The following is a 21036-nucleotide window of genomic DNA, read 5'->3' as shown; positions in this document are numbered from 1 at the left end:
TCACTTGCTGGCAGACGCCATCAGCACGCCGAACCCCAGGAAGGTAATGCCCGACAGTTTGCCGACGATCCTGGCGCCCTGGCTTGAAGAGAGCCAGCCCCTGGCGCCATTGGCCATGAGCGCATAACCGGAATGCACCAGTACGACAAGCACGCTATAGGACAACACCAGCAAGAAGAACTGGCTGTAATAGTGATCCAACGGCTTGATGAACTGCGGGAACACGGCGAGGAAGAAAAACCCGGCCTTGGGGTTGAGCAACTGGATCGACAGCGCCTCGCCAAATCGCCGCCACGGGCGCGTGGACGTGACCGTGAGTTCGGGCACGAAGCGTTGGGTGCGCCACATCTTGATGCCCAGGTACAACAAGTACAGCGCGCCGATGTATTTCAAAAGCGTGAAGGCCGTCGCCGAGGCGGCCAGGATCAACCCCAAGCTGCTGGCGCAGATACCCGCCACGATAAACGCGCCCGACGCGATCCCGAAGATGCCCGGCAGTGCACCGCGACAGCCATGGCGCAAGGCATTGGAAATCGTCAGCACCACACCGGGGCCCGGGCTGAGCACCGTCAGGGTCGCCAGGATCAGAAAAAGTCCGTAACCGGCCATGCATCACTCCACATTGAAGGCGAATTGCTGTGGCCTTCAGGGTGGCGTGGCACCGGGACGCTGACAAACGCTTTAATTGCGACTCATATGTGACTAAATTAGACACATGATCGCCAACCTCCCACCGTTGAACGCCGTCCGCGCCTTCGCCGCTGCCGCTCGCCACCAGAGCTTCAGCCGCGCCGCCGAAGAACTGCACGTGAGCCACAGTGCCGTCAGCCGCCACGTAAAGTTGCTCGAAGAGCGCTTGGGCGTGCTGCTGTTCGAACGTCGAACCCGTCAGTCTTTGCTCACGCCTGAGGGGAAGGCGTTTTACGAACAGGTCAGCGAGGCGCTGACCCAGATCGCCAATGCCGCCACCGCACTGACACGCAGTGCAGCCCAGCGCAAAGTGATCATCAACGTGCGCCCCTCCTTCGCGGTGCGTTGGCTGATCCCGCGACTGCCCGACTTCGTGGCGCTCCATCCCGACATCAAGCCCGACGTCGTCACCAGCACCCGGCCTCCAGATCCATCACGGGAAACGTTCGACGTCGTCATCCGCCGCGGGCACGCCGGCTGGTCGCCCCATGTACAGCCCACGGTGCTGCTGGAAGACGACCTGCTGCTGGTCGCCGCACCGTCGTTGCTGCAAAGCGTGCCATTGGAAAGCATGCACGACCTGGCCCGGCACACCTTGTTGTCGGGCAGGACCCGCAGCAGCGATTGGCAAGACTGGGCGGAACACGCAGGGATCGAGCCATTGAACAATCTGCCGACCCTGCAATTCGATCACATGCACCTCGTGCTGCAGGCCGCCGTCGATGGGCTGGGCGTGGCGTTGTGTCCGGCTTCGCTGCTGGGTAGGGATTTGTCCAACGGGCGCCTGACCTGTCCGCTGCCGTCATTGCGCCTGCCGCTAGCCCGCTATTACTACGGGGTGTCCGCGGATGCGGTGGTTGAGGCGCAGGTTTTTGTTGATTGGCTGTTTTCTCAGATCCAGCAGAATGCGGCCGCCGCGACATCTAGAACCGATGCCGTTTTTTGATGCTCGATTTGTTCAGTCAGATGGATCTCCAATGATTACACCAAGGGATGAACTCGCGATACGTCAGATCTCAGCACTTCCCCCGGAAATCCTGCGGCTAGAAGCGCAGGCAATAACGGAAGGTTTCAGGTTCCTCACGCGCCTGATTGCTGATTGGGAAGACGGTTCCAATCGGTTCGATCAACCCGGAGAGGGTCTTTTTGGAGCTTTCAGCATTGGGCAGCTTGTTGCCATTGGTGGCCTGTCAAATGATCCCTATGCCGGGGCGGATATCGGCAGGCTGCGTCGGGTATACGTCTGGCGTGCAGCAAGGGGTCAACGTGTGGGAAAAGCGTTGGTGCAGCGGCTTCTTGGGTATGCAGCGCAAAGCTTCAGTGCGGTGCGTTTGTCAACGGATACGCCAGAGGGCGCAGCCTTTTACCTGCGCTGCGGATTTCGGCCAGTAGAAGATGATTTTGCGACCCATGTCATGTCATTTTCAGATGTCAGGTAATCAGGACGAAAACACGCATGCTCATCGAGCCTTTCTCCATCGACATCCCCGACAGCGCCCTTGAAGACCTTCGGCACCGCCTGCTGAACGCAAGGCTGCCAAAGCCCTTGGCCGAGCAAGGCTGGAGCGAAGGCATGGACATGGATGTGCTACGGGAGCTTCTCGCACATTGGTCGACCGCGTTCGATTGGCGTGCCCAGGAAGCCGCGCTGAATCGCCTGCCGCAGTTTGTCACCCACATCGACGGGCAAAGGGTCCATTTTATTCATCAACGTGGCACCGGTCCGAAGCCGATGCCGCTCATCCTCACCCACGGCTGGCCCGGCTCGTTCATTGAGATGCAGCGCATCATCCCATTGCTGACGGACCCGGCCCGCCATGGCGGCGATCCTGCGGACGCCTTCGATGTGGTGGTGCCGTCGCTGCCCGGCTACACCTTCTCCGCGCCGTTCCAGCAATCCGGCAGGGGGCCTTACGAGGTCGCCGGTTTATGGGGTGAGTTGATGACGGGGCTAGGCTATGACCGATTTGGCGCCCAGGGTGGGGATATTGGTGCAGGCGTTTCGACGTGGCTGGGCGTGCGTTTTCCAGAGCGGGTGACCGGCATTCACCTCAATTACATTCCCGGTTCCTACCGCCCTCCCCTTGGCGAAACCGAGCCTGCGCAGACAACAGCAGAAACCGCCTTCCTGCAACATGCCGGGGCATTTGCCGATGCCGAAGGCGCCTACGCACACCTCCAAAGAACCAAGCCACAAAGCCTGGCCGTGGGTCTGAATGATTCACCGGCGGGACTCTTGGCGTGGATGGGCGAAAAGATCCTGTCCTGGTGCGATACCCGCCCCGCCATCGATCGAGAATGGCTGCTGACCAATGTCACGCTGTATTGGCTGACGAACTGCATCGGCTCGTCGTTTCGCCAGTATGTGGAAGGTGGCAAGCGGCCGTTGCTGTTCAACCACGGTGAACGGCTGAAACCGCCGGTTGGGGTCGCGCTGTTTCCCAAGGAACTGCCTATGCCGCCGAGGAGCTGGGTGGAGCGATGCTGCAACGTGCAGCGTTGGACCGAGATGCCTCGGGGGTGGTCATTTTGCTGCGTTGGAGCAGCCGGAGTTGTTGGCGGAGGATATCAGGGCGTTTTTCCGGCCATTGCGTCAGGTGTGACGGCCCGAACTGGCCGTCCTAAAATCTCGTAGGAATTTACCTCCCGTGGCGAGGGAGCTTGCTCCCGCTGGGTTGCGAAACAGCCCCAAATCGGCCACCGCGTTTCGCCAGGTACACCGCAGGCACCGGTTTTACGGCGGCTGCGCCACCGAGCGGGAGCAAGCTCCCTCGCCACAGGGGGCTGGGGCGTCCTACAGGTCGGTTGTGGGTGCTGGTATCGACTTCTATAGTTGGCTCGTCGCCGGCTTTGGCCGGTGATTGGGTTTCGCAGCCCGAATGAACAAATCTAGATACCGTCAAATGAAATTCAGGCAAACTTGCCCGCTTTCATTTTATGGCGGTTGCGCGCGGGAGACTTTCGGGTCTGCCGAGTTTTAGATTCGTTCCTCGGTCTGCGAACCCTCGCGCAACTGCCACCCATATGATTCGCAGCAGAAAGGTGGCGATTCTTTCTATCGAACGAGTACAACCTTATGACAACGAATCAAGCATCTGCCCGCTTCACGCCTCTCACCCAAACCGCCACCGCGCACCCCGTCCTGCTGATCGACACCCAAGCCCCACTCCCCGAACTCCACGCTTGTGCCAGCGAACGCCTGCACGCCACGCTCGATTACCTGACGCTGGTCGCCTGCACCAGCCTGCGTGATTCGGCAGAGAACGACATCGCCACCATCACCAATGTCGCCCGGATCCTGGTGCAGGATGTGGCAGACGTGTTCGGCGTGATCGAACGGCGCGGACTAGAAGACTAGCCAACCCCTGTGGCGAGGGAGCTTGCTCCCGCTGGGTTGCGAAGCAGCCCCAAACCAGTCACCGCGTTTCGCCAGGCACACCGCAAACACCGGTTTTACGACTGCTGCGCAGCCGAGCGGGAGCAAGCTCCCTCGCCACAGTGTCCACCCATCCAAACAGGGGCCGCATATATCTGCGCAAGCAAGGCTTGCCAATCCGGATCGCCTCCAGTTATCGTCAGGCCATGAATCATTCTCAGATGACCTCGACCACCACAACCACGACCGCCCAAGGCGGGTCGTGCGAGATGTCGTGAGTCGCTGACAAACGAATCCCAAAGGCCCGCCAGTGATGGTAAGGGCCTTTTCTTTTGCCCTTGCGTCGCTGGCCCACACGCAAGGAATGCACCATGCACGCTCTGTTGATTCTCGATATGCAAGTTGGGTTGTTTCACGGCCCGGATACCCCCTGGGCCGGCGAAGCATTGCTGGACACGTTGAATGGCTTGCTGCTCAAGGCCCGGAGAGCTGGCGCACCGATTTTCCTGGCTCGCCACGTAGGCCCGCCTGGCTCGCCCATCGACCCTGCAAGCCCGCTGACGCAACTGGTGCAGGAACTGCAATTGGAGGGGAACGAAATCATCTTCGAAAAAAACCGCCCCAACGCCTTCACCCAGACGGGCCTGGCAGCGCGGCTAAAGGCTTGCGAGGCTGAAGGCCTGGTCATCACCGGTATGAAAACCCAGTATTGTATCGACAGCACCTGCCGAGCCGCTCGGGATCTGGGGTTCGATGCGGTATTGATCGCCGACGGTCATACCTGTTCCGACACGCCTGAATTGAAGGCAGAAATGATCGTTGCCCATCACAACGCAACCCTGGCAGGCGCCTTCTGTCGTGTCGTTCGCGCTGAAGACTGGCGCTTCTAAACTCCATCAGAAGATCGGCTCACGTCGGGCCGGTCTTGTTCAACAAGCGGAGCTCACGGCATGGACCCGTTGCAACCCTCACAATGCGCAAACATGGAGGACATCCGACACGAAATCGATGCCCTCGACCAGGCGGTCATCACGCTGCTGGGCAAGCGCTATCAATACGTGCTCGCGGCCTCGAAATTCAAGACATCGGCAACTTCGGTGCAGGCACCGGAGCGTTTAAAGGCCATGTTGGCGAGACGACGCGAGTGGGCCGAGGCCGAAGGCCTGAGCCCGGATGCCATCGAGAAGATGTACAGCGACCTGGTGAACCACTTCATTGCCGAAGAGCTGAAACACTGGGCGGCTCATCAAGCCAAACCCTGACCACCAAAACCACTTTGGTGGCGAGGGAGCTTGCTCCCGCTGGGCTGCGCAGCAGCCCCAAACCGACCACCACGTTTCGCCAGACAGACCGCAGGCACCGGTTTTACGACGGCTCTGCCGCCGAGCGGGAGCAAGCTCCCTCGCCACAAGGGTTGCCTGCTCCCACGGATCACTGCGTGCTAGGCATTCACCTCCGGTTCCACCAGCGCCGCCAACACCAACGGGTGCAGGGCAGCGTCCGGATGTTTCTTCTCCCATGCCAGCAAGTCCCGGCGCATGCCCGGCGTCCAGAAGCTCTTGATGTGCTGGCGCACGCCATTCACCGCCAATGTATGATCCGGCTCGGTGGCGAAATACTGGGCGATCTGGTTGGCCATCTTTATCAAGCTGTCAGAGCTCATCGACGCACCTCCGCTTTCTCGGCATGGCGACGTTCCCTGAGCAAGCGTCCCTGTTCATCACTGAAGGCCTGGTAGCGCTTCTGCCATTCCGAAGGCTGGCTGACCCGCACGATCTCGACTGCGGTCACCTTGTATTCCGGGCAGTTGGTGGCCCAGTCGGAGTTGTCGGTGGTGATCACGTTAGCGCCCGATTCAGGGAAGTGGAACGTGGTGTAGACCACGCCCGGTGCCACCCGCTCGGTCACCTTCGCACGCAGCACCGTCTGCCCGGCGCGACTGCCGATACCCACCCAGTCTTCGTCGACGATCCCGCGGTTCTCGGCGTCGGTTGGGTGAATCTCCAACCGGTCCTCCTCGTGCCAGGCCACGTTGTCGGTGCGTCGGGTCTGGGCGCCAACGTTGTACTGGCTGAGGATGCGTCCGGTAGTCAGCAGCAGTGGATAGCGGCTGTTGACCTTTTCCTCGGTGGGCACGTAGCCGGTGAGCATGAAACGGCCCTTGCCACGCACGAACTGATCGATGTGCATGGTTGGCGTGCCGTCCGGCGCGGCATCGTTGCAAGGCCATTGCAGGCTGCCGTGACGATCCAGTTCGGCGTAGCTGACGCGGCTGAAAGTCGGCGTCAGGCGGGCGATTTCATCCATGATTTGCGAAGGATGGTTGTAGTGCATCTTGTAGCCCAGGGCGTCGGCCAGGGCGATGGTGGCCTCCCAGTCGGCCTTGCCGGCCAGTGGATCCATCACCTTGCGAACGCGGGAGATGCGACGTTCAGCGTTGGTGAAGGTGCCGTCCTTCTCAAGGAACGAGCTGCCGGGCAGGAACACGTGGGCGAACTTGGCCGTCTCGTTGAGGAAGATGTCCTGGACAATCACGCATTCCAAAGCGGACAGCGCGGCCGTCACATGCTGGGTATTGGGGTCGCTCTGGGCGATGTCCTCGCCTTGGCAATAAAGCGCCTTGAAGGTGCCGTCCAGCGCGGCCTCGAACATGTTCGGAATACGCAGGCCCGGGTCGGGTTGCAGGGTCACGTTCCACGCCTGTTCGAACTGGGCGCGTACGGTTTCGTTGGAAACGTGCCGGTAGCCGGGCAGTTCGTGGGGGAACGAACCCATGTCGCAGGAACCCTGGACGTTGTTCTGTCCACGCAGCGGGTTCACCCCGACGCCTTCGCGACCGATGTTGCCGGTGGCCATGGCCAGGTTGGCAATGCCCATGACTGAGGTGCTGCCCTGGCTGTGCTCGGTGACGCCGAGACCATAGTAGATGGCGGCGTTGCCGCCGGTGGCGTAGAGCCGTGCCGCGGCGCGGATCTGCTCGGCAGGCACGCCACACACCGGGCCCAGGACCTCGGGGGAGTTTTCCGGCTGGCTGACGAAATCGCGCCAGCGCGCGAAGTCCGCCGCCTCGCAGCGCGCGTCGACAAAAGGCTGGTCAATCAAGCCTTCGGTGGCAATCACATGGCCCAACGCGTTGAGCATGGCCACGTTGGTGCCCGGACGCAGTTGCAAGTGCAGCTCGGCACGGGCGTGAGGCGAATCCACCAAGTCGATGCGCCGCGGGTCGATGACGATCAGCCGTGCGCCCTGGCGCAGGCGGCGCTTGAGCTGGGAGCCGAACACCGGGTGCGCGTCAGTCGGGTTGGCGCCCATCACCAGAATGACGTCGGCTTTCATCACCGAATCGAAATTCTGGGTACCGGCGGACTCGCCCAAGGTCTGCTTGAGACCATAACCGGTGGGCGAATGGCAAACACGGGCACAGGTATCGACGTTGTTGTTGCCGAAGGCGGTGCGTACCAGTTTCTGCACCAGGTAGGTTTCTTCATTGGTGCAGCGGCTGGAGGTGATGCCGCCGATGGAGTCACGCCCGTACTTCAGCTGGATGCGGCGCAGCTCGCTGGCGGCGTAGGTGACCGCCTCATCCCAACTGACTTCCTGCCACGGGTCGTTGATATGTTTGCGGATCATCGGCTTGGTGATGCGGTCCGGGTGCGTGGCGTAGCCCCAGGCGAAGCGGCCCTTGACGCAAGAGTGGCCGTGGTTGGCCTGGCCGTTCTTGTCCGGAACCATGCGCACCAGTTGTTCGCCTTTCATCTCGGCGCGGAACGAGCAACCCACGCCGCAGTAGGCGCACGTGGTAATGACGCTACGCTCCGGCTGGCCGATCTCCACGACGCTCTTGTCGATCAGGGTCGCCGTCGGGCACGCCTGCACGCAGGCGCCGCAGGAAACGCACTCGGAATCGAGGAAGTTGTCACCGCCGGCCGCTTCCACCCGGGAATCGAAGCCGCGTCCGGTAATCGTCAGGGCGAAGGTGCCCTGGATTTCCTCGCAGGCACGCACGCAGCGGTTGCAGACGATGCACTTGCTCGGGTCGTAGTCGAAATACGGGTTGGAAACGTCCTTGGCCTCAGCCAGGTGGTTGGCGCCTTCGTAGCCGTAGCGCACTTCGCGCAGGCCCACCTGCCCCGCCACGGTCTGCAATTCGCAGTTGCCATTGGCCGGGCATGTCAGGCAGTCCAGCGGGTGGTCGGAAATGTACAGCTCCATGACGTTGCGCCGCAGCGTGGCGAGCTTGGAGGTTTGCGTGCGCACCACCATGCCTTCGGTTACCGGCGTGGTGCAGGACGCGGGATAGCCGCGCATGCCGTCGATCTCCACCAGGCACATGCGGCAGGAACCGAATGCCTCCAGGCTGTCGGTGGCGCAGAGTTTGGGGATGGTGGTGCCGAGCAAAGCCGCGGCACGCATGACCGAGGTGCCGGAGGCGACGCTGATTTCACGCCCGTCGATGGTCAGGCTGACCTGCACGTCGCTTTCACGCGCCGGGGTGCCCAGGTCGATGTCGGTGCTGGGATCGAAGATGTTGATCATTGGTCGGCCTCCGTGGTCGCCAGACCGAAGTCGGCGGGGAAATGCTTGAGGGCGCTGGCGACAGGGTAGGACGTCATCCCACCGAGGGCACAGAGCGAACCGTATTGCAGGGTGTCGCACAGATCCTGCAACAGCAGGGCCTGTTCCTGACGAGCACCGGCTTCGGTGCTGGCGATCAAGCGATCCACCACTTCCACCCCACGGGTGGAGCCGATCCGGCACGGCGTGCACTTGCCGCAGGATTCCTCGGCGCAGAACTGCAAGGCGAACCGGGCCATCTGGGCCATGTCCAGGCTGTCGTCGGCGACCACCACACCACCATGGCCAAGCATCGCGCCCATGGCGGCGAACGCCTCGTAGTCCAGCGGCGTATCGAATTGCGAAGGCGGCACCCAGGCCCCCAACGGCCCACCCACTTGCGCGGCTTTCAGGGGGCGACCGCTGGCGGTACCGCCGCCGTAGCCTTCCACCAGTTCACGCAGGCTCAGGCCGAAGGCGCGCTCCACCAGACCGCCCTGACGGACGTTGCCGGCCAGTTGGAACGGCATCGTGCCCAGGGAACGACCCATGCCGAAGTCGCGATAGAACTGCGCGCCCTTCTCCAGGATGATCGGCACCGAGGCCAGGGTCACCACGTTGTGCACCAGCGTCGGCAGCCCGAACAGGCCTTGAATCGCTGGCAGTGGCGGCTTGGCGCGAACCGTGCCGCGCTTGCCCTCGAGGGATTCCAGCAGTGCGGTTTCTTCGCCACAGATATAGGCGCCGGCCCCGACACGAACCTCAATGTCGAAGGTGCGGCCGCTACCGCTCACGTTCGCCCCCATATAGCCGGCGTCGCGAGCAATGCGCAACGCATCGTTCAGCGTACTGATGGCGGCCGGGTATTCCGAACGCACGTAGATGTAGCCCATCGTCGCGCCTACGGCGAGGCCGGCGATGATCATGCCTTCAATCAGCAGGAAGGGGTCGCCCTCCATCAACATACGGTCGGCGAAGGTGCCGGAGTCGCCTTCATCGGCGTTACACACCACATACTTCTGTGCACCCACGGCATCGCGCACCGTGCGCCACTTGATGCCCGCCGGGAACGCCGCACCGCCCCGACCGCGCAGGCCGGAATCGAGCACGCTGGCGACCACGTCAGCGCCATCCATCTGGATGGACCGGGCCAGGCCCAGGAAACCGCCCTGGGCACGGTAATCGTCCAGGGACAGCGGTTGTGTGATGCCGGCGCGCGCGAACAGCAGGCGCTGCTGGCTCTTGAGATAGGGAAGCTCCTCCACCGGCCCCAGGGCCAGCGGATGGCTGCCGGGATCGCCTGCCAGCGCATCCAGCAGGCCCGGCACATCGGCCGGTGTGACAGGGCCAAAGCCCAACCGGACGCCGGCGCTTTCAAGCTCCACCAGCGGTTCCAGCCAATAGAGGCCACGGGAACTGGTACGCAACACCGTCAACGGCAGCTGTCGACGCTCAGCCTCAAGGGCCAACGCATCGGCCACCTTGTCCGCGCCCACGGCACGGGCTACCGAATCGCGGGGGATACAGAGCGTCAGCATGCGCCCTCCTCCCTGCAATCATTAACCAACTGACGCAGACGCTCAGGCGTGATCCGCGCATGCAACTCCCCGTCCAGCTCCAGGGCCGGCGAGCAGACGCAGGCGCCCAGGCAATAGACTGGCCGCAGGCTGATGCTTCCATCGGCGCTGGTACCGTGATCGTCCAGCGCCAATTGCTCGCGCAACTGCGCAGCCAGGGTCTCGGCGCCCATGCTCTTGCAGGACTCGGCCCGGCACAGGCGCAGGGTATGGCGCGCCGGCGGCGTGGTGCGGAAATCGTGGTAGAAGCTGATGACCCCGCGCACTTCAGCCTGGCTGAGGTTGAGGGCGTGGGCGATCTCCGGGACGGCGCTGTCGGGGACATACCCGCAGCCTGCCTGGATGGCATGGAGAATAGGCAGCAAGGCACCGGGGGTGTCCTTTTCGCGCGCAAGCACGCTGTGGATCAAAGGCAGGTGAAGCGTCTCATCGGGCATAAACGTACCTCGGCATCTCGAACGACACCACCGCATAGCGGCAGCCGTCCGGAGTCTTGGCTGCGGCGTCCGGCCCACGTCACGGTCGCGTGGCACATCCGATCGCCATTCTCGCTCTCCGGCCAGGTGTCTTTGGCGCACCTGATCCGGGGCATCCTCACAGCTTGCCACTCCCGGGGGTTGGCGATTGCACATGGACGACGAAACGTGTTCTGAAAGCGACTAGGCGTGAAAAGTTGCCCTGCGTCCGCGGGAAGTCAAATACACAAGTGAGTGTAGGCGACCCGCAGCGATCGGTGGCTATTGGTCGTTTTCCTGACTGGCAGCGTGGCGAGTGCTTTGTTGGATCACAACACAAGGTTACAAACACACTATATATGTATCGTTTTCACAACGTCGCACCAAGAGATCATCAAGGGAGTTTAAAACCTAAAAAACCGTAAGGACGCCCAATGTTACCCAAAATACTCGCCTCATACTCTCTGTCACTCTCACTGCTTGCCACTAGTTTTAACACAACAGCAGAGGAATATTATTGGCATATTCAACCGGAAGCTTGGGATTGGCAGGGACCACAGAAAAATCATCTATCCCCAGAACAAGCCTGTCGATTTCTGCACGAAAACACTGAGTACGAAATGTATGAGTACGGCTCTGCCACTCCCACCTTATCCGGGGCGCCGGGCCGAGCCGGTCTATTCTTAGGAGGACAACTGAACCCCGACGGAACACTTTGCGCCTATGGCGGACTTATGGGCGGCATTCCGGGGCCCAACTACAGCACTGGCCCCATAGAGTACTAAACAATGCTCGCATACATTTTTTCAATACTGGGTCTGACTTATATAAGCCTGATGATAACGGCGTATCCACATGCCAAAAAGGGCCAAGGCATTGTAGTGGCCGGACCATGGTGGTGCCTCTATAAGAGCAGCTATAAAGAAAGCGTCGGAAATCTCTGCACTTTTGGCAGAGTCATCCTAGGACTCGACCTAATCCTTCTTACTTATATTTACTTATAGCAATACAAAATAACAACCAAGCGAACATATGCGCAGCCAAGGGCAACAACTCTCCTGAAAACCGCCCCAAAAGCTGTATGACATTTCTTAACAATGGAATTTTAAGGACAGAGGCAAGCTCTGAAGGTGCGCACTATTAATACCATTCTTAAACTGTCGAAAACAACAGCAGCACTAATTGCTTTGGTGACTGTGGTTTTTGCTGTCATCGGACTCAAATACCAAGAACCCGTGAACATTGAACGTGTTTGCGAGGACTCCCCCCCACTAACAAACAACTTCAATAGCTGCAGCCTTGTTGATCAAACATTGGATTTCCTTGAAGCGGAAGGCTACAAACCTGTACTCCTAGAAAGCTCAGAAAAGAACAGCGGCCTTCTTCGAAAAAAATTCTCTTTAAAGATATTTGAAGTACCCAACTACAAAATGAACAATAGCACCGCCCCTGCGCAATTCAGCTTTATAAACGGACGATTATTTGCCACATCCTACTTTCCGAAAGCATCAGACACCGTATTCGAAAGGCACCCAGCTAGTAAATCCGAGACACTGACCGTAAAACACCTGACCAACCACCAAGGATTGAAATACATATCATGGTCAAACAATTACCTTGAAACCTATATCACTTGGTGGATATCGAGATTCTCATGAGGGCTAGCATGTGAGTTACTAAATCTTTATGATCGGGTCGACCTCATTCCGTTCGATAAGCTGACGAGCTTCTTCCAGAGCAATCTGAGATGACAAGGGACGGGAGAGTGGTCAAGAGCGGTTTCGCCCCGGCAGCATCCGGACGAGGGTATTGTTACGCACCCAGTAGTGATGAAACAGCCCCGCCGCCGCATGCAGGCCGATCAGCCAGTAGCCACTGCTGCCGAGTAACTCGTGCCAATACTTGAGCTGTTTGGCCAAATCGGGATCCACCGCCACGGGAGCCGGCAAGAAGAACCCGAAGTACGGTACGGGCTTACCGCCGGCGGCCAGCATCAACCAGGCCAGCACGGGTGTCGCGATCATCAGGCCATACAGGGCCGCATGCATCAGGTGGGAAACACCCGTCTGCCAGGCTGGCGGCGCGGGTGTGACGGGCGGGCGTGGTGTCAGGCGCCCGAACAGACGAACCCAAACCAGCGCAAAGATGCTCAGCCCGAAGAGCCCGTGCAACCCCAGGAACAGGCTTCGCCCGGCGCTGCCACGGGGCAACAAACCCTTGATCTCGATACAGGCATACACACCGACGAACAGTGCCAGCATCAACCAGTGCAGGGTGATCGACAGTTTTCCATAACGGTTTACGGCAACATCGCGGGTCATGACACGCCTCGTGAAAGTCTGACGGCTGCCGACTCATTCGCCAGCCTCGATCCGGTCGCTGGAACCGATGCTGCCAACTTGCAGGCAAAGTCTTAAGGCAGTCTGAAGACCGACATTTCAAGAAGTTTTTTACCTTCAAACTTCGGCGATCCGCTTAGAGGCCCCAAATAACTCGATCATTATCGAGCACCGCGTGAAGTCCATAGCCAAGTCAGGAAAAAGCCTGGAAAAACGGAAAGCTGATACCATCCGGGAAATTGACATGCTGAGCAGAACACCATGAATCGCCGCAAGAAAATAAACCAGTTATTGAAGGCTAACGCCAAAAAAGCCAGTGCCAAGCTCGCACCCAAAAACAAGACTCAATACATCAGCAAAGCCGACCGACTGAAACTGGCGGCTGAAGCCAGCGACGCCCCCATCACGCCGCCGGAAAGCTGATCCACGTCGCTGAAGTTCCATCCTCAGGCCGTTTTGCACGTTAACCAGGCGCTCCAGAAAAGACTGCTGAAGAACCGGGTAGCACTGCCGAATCCTGCATCACTCAACAGTTTTTGAACCGCAGCCTCGGAATGTGGAGGATCGGCGCCTTGAAGAATCTTGCCAAGCTTGACCGTCACTTCTTCCGGGCTGGCGCCATGCTGTCGCCACCGTTGCCCCCAGGCCGCAAGGAGTAACGGTTGACTGGCATACGCATATTGGTTCCCGGCGACAATCAGCGGCGCCCCCGGCTTTAGATGAGCCTGGATGGACCGCAATATTTTCGACTTGGCTTCATCCCCGTCGAGATGATGGAGTACACCGATCAAGGTAGCAGCATCGTACGACCCGTTGGCTACCAGGTCTTCAACGTGCCCAAGATGCATGGCGGTTCTTCCGAGCAAGTTGTTTGCGGCTAATTGCTGCTTCGCGGCCTCCAGCATAGGCTCGGAGGGGTCGATGGCAGTGAAGCGCCAACCCGGCTCCAGCCTGGCCATTGCAATGATCTCTTGCGCCGTACCGCCGGCGCCCACCACCAGTATTTTCGCCGAGCCCACGTTCCCAAGGGTCGCCGCCAGCATGCACGCCGCCAGGTCCTGGCAGGCGTCGTATCCAGCGAGCGCAATGCGGCTCTGCCGGCCGTACTCGTTGGCCCGTGAGGTATCAAATTTTTCCGCTGAATTAAACGAGGATGATTTCAAAGCGCAGTTCTCCATGTGCTGAAATCAGGCTACGCCTCGCTTATGAATAATAAAAATTCATTAATTTTATGCAAACCATTCCCGTAGGGAATATCGGTTCCCATCGGCAGCGTTTTGCGCGGTCAGTCAATTGCGACTTGCGATAAACATATGGAAATACGAATATAATTTTTTCCATATGTTCTGGACCGAATTGGAGCTGTGTAATGACTGAGTTCTCCAGCGAAACCCCGCATGACTTCCCAAACCTTGACCTGTCACTCTTCGACGTACCAACAGCGGAAAAACTCGCAAAGGGCGCAGAACCAGAACATAAACCGCGCATACTTTTACTGTATGGATCAACCCGCGAGCGCTCTTTCAGTCAGTTGCTGACCCGCGAAGCGGCGCGCCTGCTGGAGCTCATGGGCGCCGAAACCGCGATCTTCGACCCCTCCGGGCTGCCATTGCCGGACGATGCGCCCGTCGATCACCCCAAGGTGCAGGAACTGCGCGACCTGGTGATGTGGTCGGAAGGCCAGGTCTGGTGCTCGCCAGAACGCCACGGCTCGATGTCGGCGGTGTTCAAGGCACAGATCGACTGGATCCCGCTCGCGCTGGGCGCGGTTCGTCCTTCCCAAGGCAAGGCATTGGCGGTGATGCAGGTATGCGGCGGCTCACAATCCTTCAACACGGTGAACCAACTTCGTGTGCTGGGGCGTTGGATGCGCATGGTCACGATCCCCAATCAATCCTCCGTCCCCAAAGCCTTCCTTGAGTTCGACGAAGTCGGGCGCATGAAGCCATCGCCCTATTACGACCGGGTCGTCGATGTCATGGAGGAACTGATGAAGTTCACCTTGCTGGTGCGCGGCAGAGAAACCTATTTGGTCGACCGCTACTCCGAGCGCAAGGAAAGCGCCGAAGCGCTCTCCAAACGCGTTAACCAGAGGTCAATCTAGGTGCAGCGATAGTGATAGGTTCTTCGGTGGGATGTAGAACTTTAACGGACGTTGGCTCATGGCTTGAAATCTGGCATTGATTCAAGCATCCACCCGCTCAATCCAGAACAGGACGCAGGAAACTACGCTCATAACTCAGAATGAATCGTTGTTCCGTCGCCTGGGTCACTAATTCAACGCACGCTGGATCCTGTTCGGCTTTCCTTCGATAGTTTTCGTAGTCGGCCAGGCTGGCAAAGCTGAACAGGCAGTAGGCGATGTTGTTGGCGCCTTCGGCGGGGAGAAAGTAGCCATGATGGACGCCCCCCATTCGGGTCACCACTTCGATCCATTGGCGCGAGTAGCTCTCGAAAGCTGGGATCTGGTAGGGGTCAATGACATACCTGACATGGCAAGTAATCATGGGCTCAATCCTTTGAAAACTAAAAAAACGGATTCTACACAGGATACGAGGCATGTCGTCGATGATTGCCATTGGCCGAACAACTTCTTCGCTCGCTCCCTCTCATCACCCGGGTCAGTACTCCCCTGCCATGATCGAGCGCTCAAAAAACAAATGCGGCGCTTGCTATCGCAGTGCCTGACGCCTGCGATCAATCATCAACCAGGATCGAAACACCATGGATGAACGCCAAGCAACCATCAAAAACAAGATCCACGCCATGGTGACGAGCGGCGAATCCGACGAGATTACCTATCGGTCAGAGTGGCTCGGTTACCTGCCCTTCCCGGTTTTCCGATGGGTTGAATATCAGGGTGAAAGCTTTTCCAGCGATTTCCCCTTTGATTGGACCCTTGAGGATCTGGCGAGTCTTGAGTGCACAGGGTTCTTGGAAACACTGGAAGCTTATGAAAACCCGGAAGACAGTTTTGATCGGGATATCAGGTATCGCGTTCATGTTGGGCGCGTGTAACGGTTGGCTGGAAAAATGAACAATTCAAGGAAAGGACATGGGCATTCTTGATCGCTTGTTCGGCGGCCGCTTTACGCTGCCGCCGCCGGAGGAAACGACCGTCAGCGACGCGGCGATCATGCGGGAGCTGCATCCCTATCGCTCCGAGCTCAAGGCATTTGCCCAAGCCATATTGGCCCGCATGCCGGAAAACGAGCGCACCAGGCTGGTTCGGCGCGTGCTGCGCCTATACGGCTCGGGCCAGGAGCCAGTCTCGGCACTGGTGGAAGGATTGCTGGATACAGACCGGGGCCAGAAGCTCGAACACTTGGCTTTGCTCGGCGTCGACTGGAAAGGCTTTGATGGTTTCGAATATCTGGCGCCTTACCTGGTGAGCGCTAGCGGGGTGAAAGAGGCTTACACCTATCGGCGCCAGGGCACGCTATCGATGCCGGAGACGCTGGCCAGTTTTGACCAGTGGCTGGCGGCATTCGACAAACGCTACCTGCACCTGGACTCTGGTGGCGACGAATATGTGGGATTCATCGCCTATACCGACCAGGTTGAAGCCATGATCGAGCTCGGGCGGCAAGCAGGTGTTGAAGTACGCCTCGATAGCTTCTGAACGAAGAGGCGTCATCGCTGGATAACGTCATCCCGCTGAACAAAGCGAGCAAGGTAACAGTCGGAGCAACAAGACCCTCGGCAAAGAAACCTGGCTCATGCCCCTACGATCCGCTGCCCTCGCTACGTTGTTCTCTTTGGCTGCCAGCGCGGCGGTCGCAGTGCCTGAACCGCTGCGCCTGGAAAGCCTGAAACGCTGCGGCGACCTGCTGCAAAGCCAGCGCCAGGATTGGTGCCTGACCGTGCGCGGACTGGGCAACGCAACGCCGCAACTGAAACTGGGCGCAAAGGTGATACCGGCAGACACGATCCAACGCGAAGGGGACAACCTGCGCTTGCGCCTGGACAGCGCCGACTACCAGAGCGGCCCGCTCTCGCTGCAGGACGGCCCACGCGCCAGCAATGCCGCCTGGCTGACGTTGCGCAACAGTCACGTACTGGCCGCCGGAGCGGACGAAGTAGCGAAGAACATGGATGGCCTGACCACCTACATCGACCTGGTCAGCGTGCTGATCGAGGAAGACCGTGACGGCCGTCAGGAAGCCGAGCGCCTGGCCCGCAGGTATGGGGCAACGGTGGTCGGCAGCATCGCGCCGCTGAACCTGTACCAACTTCGCCTGCCGGCCAAGGACCTGGTGCAGCGTGACGCCCTGGTGTTGCGCCTGGGCAGCGAGACCAGCGTGGACGCCGTGGTCATCGAAGAGTCCTCGGCCGAAGAAACCGAGCAAGCCGCAGCCCATCCTGAAGAACCGAAGAAGCCTGCCCTGGACTCCGATGAGTGGGCCGCGAATCGCTTCCTCGACGCGGTGAATTATTACCAACGACGCATTCCCGCACGACAGCCGCCCATCCAGCTGCAACCGGTGCGCATCGGCCTGATCGAGCGTGATGTGGATTTCGACACGACGGACTTCGCAGACTACCTCGGCGCCTGCTCACCGCCGCGCACCTGTGTCTACGCCCGCGATGCAGACAAGCCGGACAACCATGGCACAACCGTCGCCGGCATTCTCGCCGCGCGCTGGGACGACAACGGCAACACTGGTTTTCTCCGTGGCCTGGACAAAGCCAGCGGTGGCTTCGAGGTCATCGTCGAGCGTAATTCCGATGCCGGGATCACCGCCAATATCGCCGCCTCCGTCAACCTCGTAGAGGACGGTGTGCGCGTGCTCAACTGGAGCTGGGGCATCCACCGCGTCGGCGCCAAAGACATCAAAGGCGATGAGGTCGACTCGCTGCTGCGCTCGGGCATCGCCATGGGCGGATACGAGGAGTTGCTGGAGGAATTCTTCCTCTGGCTGCGCAAGGAACATCCCGACGTCATCGTGGTGAACTCCGCCGGCAATGGCGCTTCGTTCTCGGGCAGCGACGAATACCGCCTGCCCTCCTCCTTCATCACCGAACAATTGCTGGTGGTAGGCGGGCACCAGCGCAGCGAGCATACCGACGTCGCCGTCGACGACCCGGCCTATGCAGTCAAGCGCAGTTCCTCGAACATCGACATGCGCGTCGACATCACCGCCGCCGCATGCGCCCACGCCTCGACGACCAATGCCGACCAGCAAAGCGCAGTGCATTGCGGCACGTCCTACGCCACGCCCATGGTCGCGGGCCTGCTGGCGGCGATGCTGTCCATCAACCCGCAACTGCACCCCGAGCAACTGCGCATGCTGCTACGCCGCAGCGCCATGACCATCGGCGACAACCACGACTTCGAACAGATGGACGCCGAAGACCTCACCGCGCCCATCCTGCCGTCGGAGCGTCGCTATCAACTCAACGACAAAGACGTCGGCCGCTCAGCGCGGCTGGACATGCAAAAGGCCCTGGACCTGGCCGCACAAAGCCGCGACCGCGTGCGTTGAAAGCCTAGGTCAGTCCAACTCAAGACGATGTCTGCTTGCGCGGGCAGAACCAGCCATGCATCAGCCCCGCCTGGAAGAACTGTACCGGAGCCTCGAACCCAGCGGTCCCGATGAGACCGGCGACCTGCTGTGTCGGCAAGATAGCCACGTCGCGGGCGTAGGCGGCACGAGCTCTGGCCAGCATCTCCGGCTGTACGCCTGCAGAGGACATCAGCGTCATCCAGTTGCGCAGCAGTGCCTCATAGGCAGGTGACTCGATGTCGGCGGCGAGGTCGGCGTTTGCCAGTATTGCGCCCGGCTTGAGCCGGCGCGCGATCTCGTGAAAGAAAGTTATGCGGGTCTGTGGCTCGAGCAAAAATTGAGACACCAGAAAGCAGGTAGCGCCGTCGTGCTCAGGCTCGGCAGGTAGCGCGTCGAGGTAACCCTGGTGAAAGCTGCAACGCGAGAGGAAGCCTTCTTGTACCGCTTTCTGCCGGCAGATATCGAGCATGGCGTCCGAGGGGTCAACCGCGGTGAAATGCCAGCCGCGGTTCTGCTTGGCCAGGTGGACCAGTTCCGCACCGGTGCCCACGCCGACACAGAGAATCCGGGCATTCTCCGGTAAGTCAGCGAATACGGCGTCGAGCAGGGTGTACAGGGCGTCACGAATAGGCGCCATTCCCGCCCATTGCTTGTCGTAGCTGGCGGCCTGCTGGTCGAATAAGGCCTTGAGTTCTTCATTGCGCATGGAGAGCACCTTCCTTTGCGTCGTGATGGGATGTACCGCGATGGATGTGGCTACGCTTTGAGTATCCCAGGGCTGTCAAGCCCCATAGGTGTCGAAGGTCCGCACCTTTTCATAGCTCCCGCGCGCCCTCACGATCACATCCTTTTTGGAAAGCCCGGCAGCCTGTGCGAAGGCCATCACATGTCCCCCCACTCGTATTCACACGCCGTGCGAGCACAAACCCTATCGATGACGAGTGCTTTCTGGCGAATGTCAGCAACCAATAGAGACTACTACTGCATATCAAAGGCTGGCGTGGCTCGATACAGGTCACACAACGCAAGCACGAACGAAAGCTAGCCAACTTTTGCAGTTTGGTTCGAACAGGTCTGCATAAACCTTGAGCAGAGTCTACTGGATCAGCAACCCATGCCTAAGACATAAAAAGCAGCACACTCAACGACAACACAGGCAACCGCCAACCACCGGCTGATCAGGATCGCTCTCAAGAAATGTGACCACGACTTCCATGCCCATCCGAGGCGGCCCAATCTCACAACGCCAGTCGGCGGCGCCCTTCAGCCAGCAATGACTCTTGTCGTCAAATCTATCTTCACGGTCCCAGGGAAACTTGACCTTGATCCGTCCGAAGCACCGATCATTCTGGATCTCCTCGCCTTCTGAAGCGACGACTACAGCGGTCTGCATGCTTGGCACCTGAGGTTTCTTGTGAGCCAACGGCGGACGATAGGAAACATTCCACGGAAGAACGACAAAGCGGTTGCGGTAACCCTGATGAAAGTCATCTTCGTTCACAGTGTTGCCACGGGCGACGTTCTCACCCAATACCTGTGGTTGCCGGCCTTCGTGGATGACTTGGGTCAGTAGCCATAGGGTGTTCCACTCCTGGCGCGGATGGCCTGAGATTTCCAGCACATGGCCGCTGACTAACCGAGTCTGGTCACTTTGCCCTTCAGCTTGTCGATAGGCCGCATGGCGGCGCTCCATAGTCCGAAGACGTATCTGCTTGCCGTGCTCATGACCGGTATAACGCTGCGGACTGTCATCTTTTTCAATGTCCAGCGGTTGCTCGAAATCATAGTTGCGGTGCGAGATACGACTGGTGAGCTGTCCCAGACGCAGGTTGATGCGCTTGATCAGGGGTTCGTCGGCCACCCTATCGCTCTCATGCCGATAAGCAGTGGGTTGGCCAATACTGGGAAAAACCGACTGATCATCGCCAAAGACCAGCACGTGGCCTTGAGTACTGTGTTGGAAGTGAAAGTGGATACCCTCTTCTTCGCACAAGCGCTGAATGAAGTGCAAATCCGTTTCGTCGTACTGGGTACAGTAGTCACGCTCGGGGTAGGTCGCCCCCAGATGAAACCGATAGGCGTCGCCCAGAATGCCGTGCTCTTCCAGTATCAAGGCGACGATTTTCGGCACCGAGAACTGTTGATAGATCCTCTGGTTGATGCGATGGCGCAAGTAGGCCAGGTGCGGTACGAGGGCCAGCCTGTAGCGCGTCAAACACTCACCGTTACTGCTGTGAGCGATGTGGTAGACCCGTCCATGAATGCCGTTGCCCTTCGAGTCGAAGGTCAGAAAAGCCTCTACGTCGAAGAGGCTCTTGAGATCAAGGTCAGACCGCTCGCTAACAAACTCCACATTGAAGAGGTACGGCCTGCTGATCGCCTCTTTTCCAGTGAATGCGAGCACTTGAAAATCGTGCTCAAAACCTTCGATGGTCAAACTGAAGTGCGTTTGATTGGCTGGGCTGAACATCCGCTGTTCTCTTCTTACATAAGGCGGCGCAATGGACCGGAAGACCCCGAACAATACTGGGCTGATGG

General features: G+C 59.4%; 22 protein-coding genes. 12 read left to right on the top strand and 10 right to left on the bottom strand.

Translation table 11 applies throughout. The features are described from left to right. Positions 1–609: a LysE family translocator gene (locus BLU76_RS06295; protein WP_092222018.1), complete on the bottom strand. Its 609-nt coding sequence runs from the start codon at positions 607–609 to the stop codon at positions 1–3. A gap of 106 nt (positions 610–715) precedes the next feature. Here BLU76_RS06295 and gcvA point away from each other — a divergent pair, with 106 nt between their 5' ends. From gcvA to BLU76_RS06260, 6 genes are all read left to right on the top strand, one after another. Beyond that, the gene (gene gcvA / locus BLU76_RS06290; protein WP_092222016.1) at positions 716–1636 is read left to right on the top strand and encodes a transcriptional regulator GcvA; all 921 of its coding nucleotides are present in this window, start codon (positions 716–718) and stop codon (positions 1634–1636) included. A gap of 31 nt (positions 1637–1667) precedes the next feature. Next, entirely contained in the window at positions 1668–2129 is a 462-nt protein-coding gene (locus BLU76_RS06285) for a GNAT family N-acetyltransferase (protein ID WP_092222014.1), read from the top strand. A gap of 17 nt (positions 2130–2146) precedes the next feature. Further along, entirely contained in the window at positions 2147–3325 is a 1179-nt protein-coding gene (locus tag BLU76_RS06280; RefSeq protein WP_256572651.1) for an epoxide hydrolase family protein, read from the top strand. A 441-nt stretch (positions 3326–3766) separates the two neighbouring features. Next, entirely contained in the window at positions 3767–4048 is a 282-nt protein-coding gene (locus tag BLU76_RS06275) for a fructose-bisphosphate aldolase (RefSeq protein WP_092222012.1), read from the top strand. 389 nt (positions 4049–4437) lie between these two features. Further along, a complete protein-coding gene (locus tag BLU76_RS06265; RefSeq protein ID WP_092222009.1) occupies positions 4438–4956 on the top strand; it encodes an isochorismatase family protein in 519 nt (172 codons plus the stop codon). A gap of 60 nt (positions 4957–5016) precedes the next feature. After that, positions 5017–5328 carry an isochorismate lyase gene (locus tag BLU76_RS06260; protein ID WP_092222007.1) on the top strand — a complete coding sequence of 104 codons (312 nt, stop codon included), beginning with the start codon at positions 5017–5019 and terminating at the stop codon, positions 5326–5328. Between the two features lie 179 nt (positions 5329–5507). Here BLU76_RS06260 and BLU76_RS06255 read toward each other — a convergent pair whose 3' ends face one another. From BLU76_RS06255 to BLU76_RS06240, 4 genes are read right to left on the bottom strand one after another with little or no spacing between them, the layout of a single operon-like run. Next, a complete protein-coding gene (locus BLU76_RS06255; RefSeq protein ID WP_092222003.1) occupies positions 5508–5729 on the bottom strand; it encodes a formate dehydrogenase subunit delta in 222 nt (73 codons plus the stop codon). Then, the gene (fdhF, locus tag BLU76_RS06250; protein ID WP_092222001.1) at positions 5726–8602 is read right to left on the bottom strand and encodes a formate dehydrogenase subunit alpha; all 2877 of its coding nucleotides are present in this window, start codon (positions 8600–8602) and stop codon (positions 5726–5728) included. The genes BLU76_RS06255 and fdhF overlap by 4 nt, the downstream gene beginning before the upstream one ends. After that, on the bottom strand, positions 8599–10158 hold the full coding sequence (locus BLU76_RS06245) for a formate dehydrogenase beta subunit (protein WP_092221999.1): 1560 nt from the start codon (positions 10156–10158) through the stop codon (positions 8599–8601). Before BLU76_RS06245 ends, fdhF begins: the two co-directional genes overlap by 4 nt. Then, the gene (locus tag BLU76_RS06240; protein ID WP_063321514.1) at positions 10152–10634 is read right to left on the bottom strand and encodes a formate dehydrogenase subunit gamma; all 483 of its coding nucleotides are present in this window, start codon (positions 10632–10634) and stop codon (positions 10152–10154) included. The genes BLU76_RS06245 and BLU76_RS06240 overlap by 7 nt, the downstream gene beginning before the upstream one ends. Positions 10635–11782: 1148 nt before the next feature. Here BLU76_RS06240 and BLU76_RS30485 point away from each other — a divergent pair. Next, positions 11783–12310, top strand: coding sequence for a hypothetical protein (locus tag BLU76_RS30485; protein ID WP_139211584.1), 528 nt, complete (start codon positions 11783–11785; stop codon positions 12308–12310). A 111-nt stretch (positions 12311–12421) separates the two neighbouring features. Here the strand turns inward: BLU76_RS30485 and BLU76_RS06235 are convergent, their stop codons facing one another. Next, a complete protein-coding gene (locus BLU76_RS06235) occupies positions 12422–12973 on the bottom strand; it encodes a cytochrome b (RefSeq protein WP_092221997.1) in 552 nt (183 codons plus the stop codon). 279 nt (positions 12974–13252) lie between these two features. Between BLU76_RS06235 and BLU76_RS06230 the strand changes: the two genes are divergently transcribed. After that, the gene (locus tag BLU76_RS06230; protein WP_080766468.1) at positions 13253–13414 is read left to right on the top strand and encodes a DUF2986 domain-containing protein; all 162 of its coding nucleotides are present in this window, start codon (positions 13253–13255) and stop codon (positions 13412–13414) included. Between the two features lie 23 nt (positions 13415–13437). Here the strand turns inward: BLU76_RS06230 and BLU76_RS06225 are convergent, their stop codons facing one another. Continuing rightward, positions 13438–14154: a class I SAM-dependent methyltransferase gene (locus tag BLU76_RS06225; RefSeq protein WP_092222166.1), complete on the bottom strand. Its 717-nt coding sequence runs from the start codon at positions 14152–14154 to the stop codon at positions 13438–13440. 206 nt (positions 14155–14360) lie between these two features. On the opposite strand from BLU76_RS06225, the gene arsH reads away from it, so the two are divergent. Continuing rightward, the gene (gene arsH / locus BLU76_RS06220) at positions 14361–15095 is read left to right on the top strand and encodes an arsenical resistance protein ArsH (RefSeq protein WP_092221995.1); all 735 of its coding nucleotides are present in this window, start codon (positions 14361–14363) and stop codon (positions 15093–15095) included. Between the two features lie 97 nt (positions 15096–15192). Here arsH and BLU76_RS06215 read toward each other — a convergent pair whose 3' ends face one another. Beyond that, positions 15193–15498: an NIPSNAP family protein gene (locus tag BLU76_RS06215; RefSeq protein WP_039011797.1), complete on the bottom strand. Its 306-nt coding sequence runs from the start codon at positions 15496–15498 to the stop codon at positions 15193–15195. Positions 15499–15715: 217 nt separating this feature from the next. On the opposite strand from BLU76_RS06215, the gene BLU76_RS06210 reads away from it, so the two are divergent. From BLU76_RS06210 to BLU76_RS06200, 3 genes are all read left to right on the top strand, one after another. Continuing rightward, positions 15716–16009, top strand: a complete 294-nt coding sequence (locus BLU76_RS06210) for a hypothetical protein (protein ID WP_092221993.1) — start codon at positions 15716–15718, stop codon at positions 16007–16009. Between the two features lie 37 nt (positions 16010–16046). Next, positions 16047–16613: a DUF6630 family protein gene (locus tag BLU76_RS06205; protein ID WP_092141618.1), complete on the top strand. Its 567-nt coding sequence runs from the start codon at positions 16047–16049 to the stop codon at positions 16611–16613. A gap of 97 nt (positions 16614–16710) precedes the next feature. Further along, the gene (locus BLU76_RS06200) at positions 16711–18477 is read left to right on the top strand and encodes a S8/S53 family peptidase (RefSeq protein WP_092221991.1); all 1767 of its coding nucleotides are present in this window, start codon (positions 16711–16713) and stop codon (positions 18475–18477) included. A gap of 19 nt (positions 18478–18496) precedes the next feature. Here BLU76_RS06200 and BLU76_RS06195 read toward each other — a convergent pair whose 3' ends face one another. Continuing rightward, complete coding sequence (locus BLU76_RS06195; RefSeq protein WP_092221989.1) at positions 18497–19204, bottom strand: class I SAM-dependent methyltransferase; 708 nt, start codon at positions 19202–19204, stop codon at positions 18497–18499. A gap of 435 nt (positions 19205–19639) precedes the next feature. After that, positions 19640–20968: a type VI secretion system tip protein TssI/VgrG gene (tssI, locus tag BLU76_RS06190; protein WP_092221987.1), complete on the bottom strand. Its 1329-nt coding sequence runs from the start codon at positions 20966–20968 to the stop codon at positions 19640–19642. Between the last annotated feature and the right edge of the window lie 68 nt (positions 20969–21036).

Origin of the sequence: Pseudomonas sp. NFACC08-1 (assembly GCF_900106735.1) — a bacterium.
In the GTDB taxonomy this organism is placed as follows: domain Bacteria; phylum Pseudomonadota; class Gammaproteobacteria; order Pseudomonadales; family Pseudomonadaceae; genus Aquipseudomonas; species Aquipseudomonas fluorescens_Q.
This window is presented reverse-complemented; position numbering and strand designations above follow the sequence as displayed.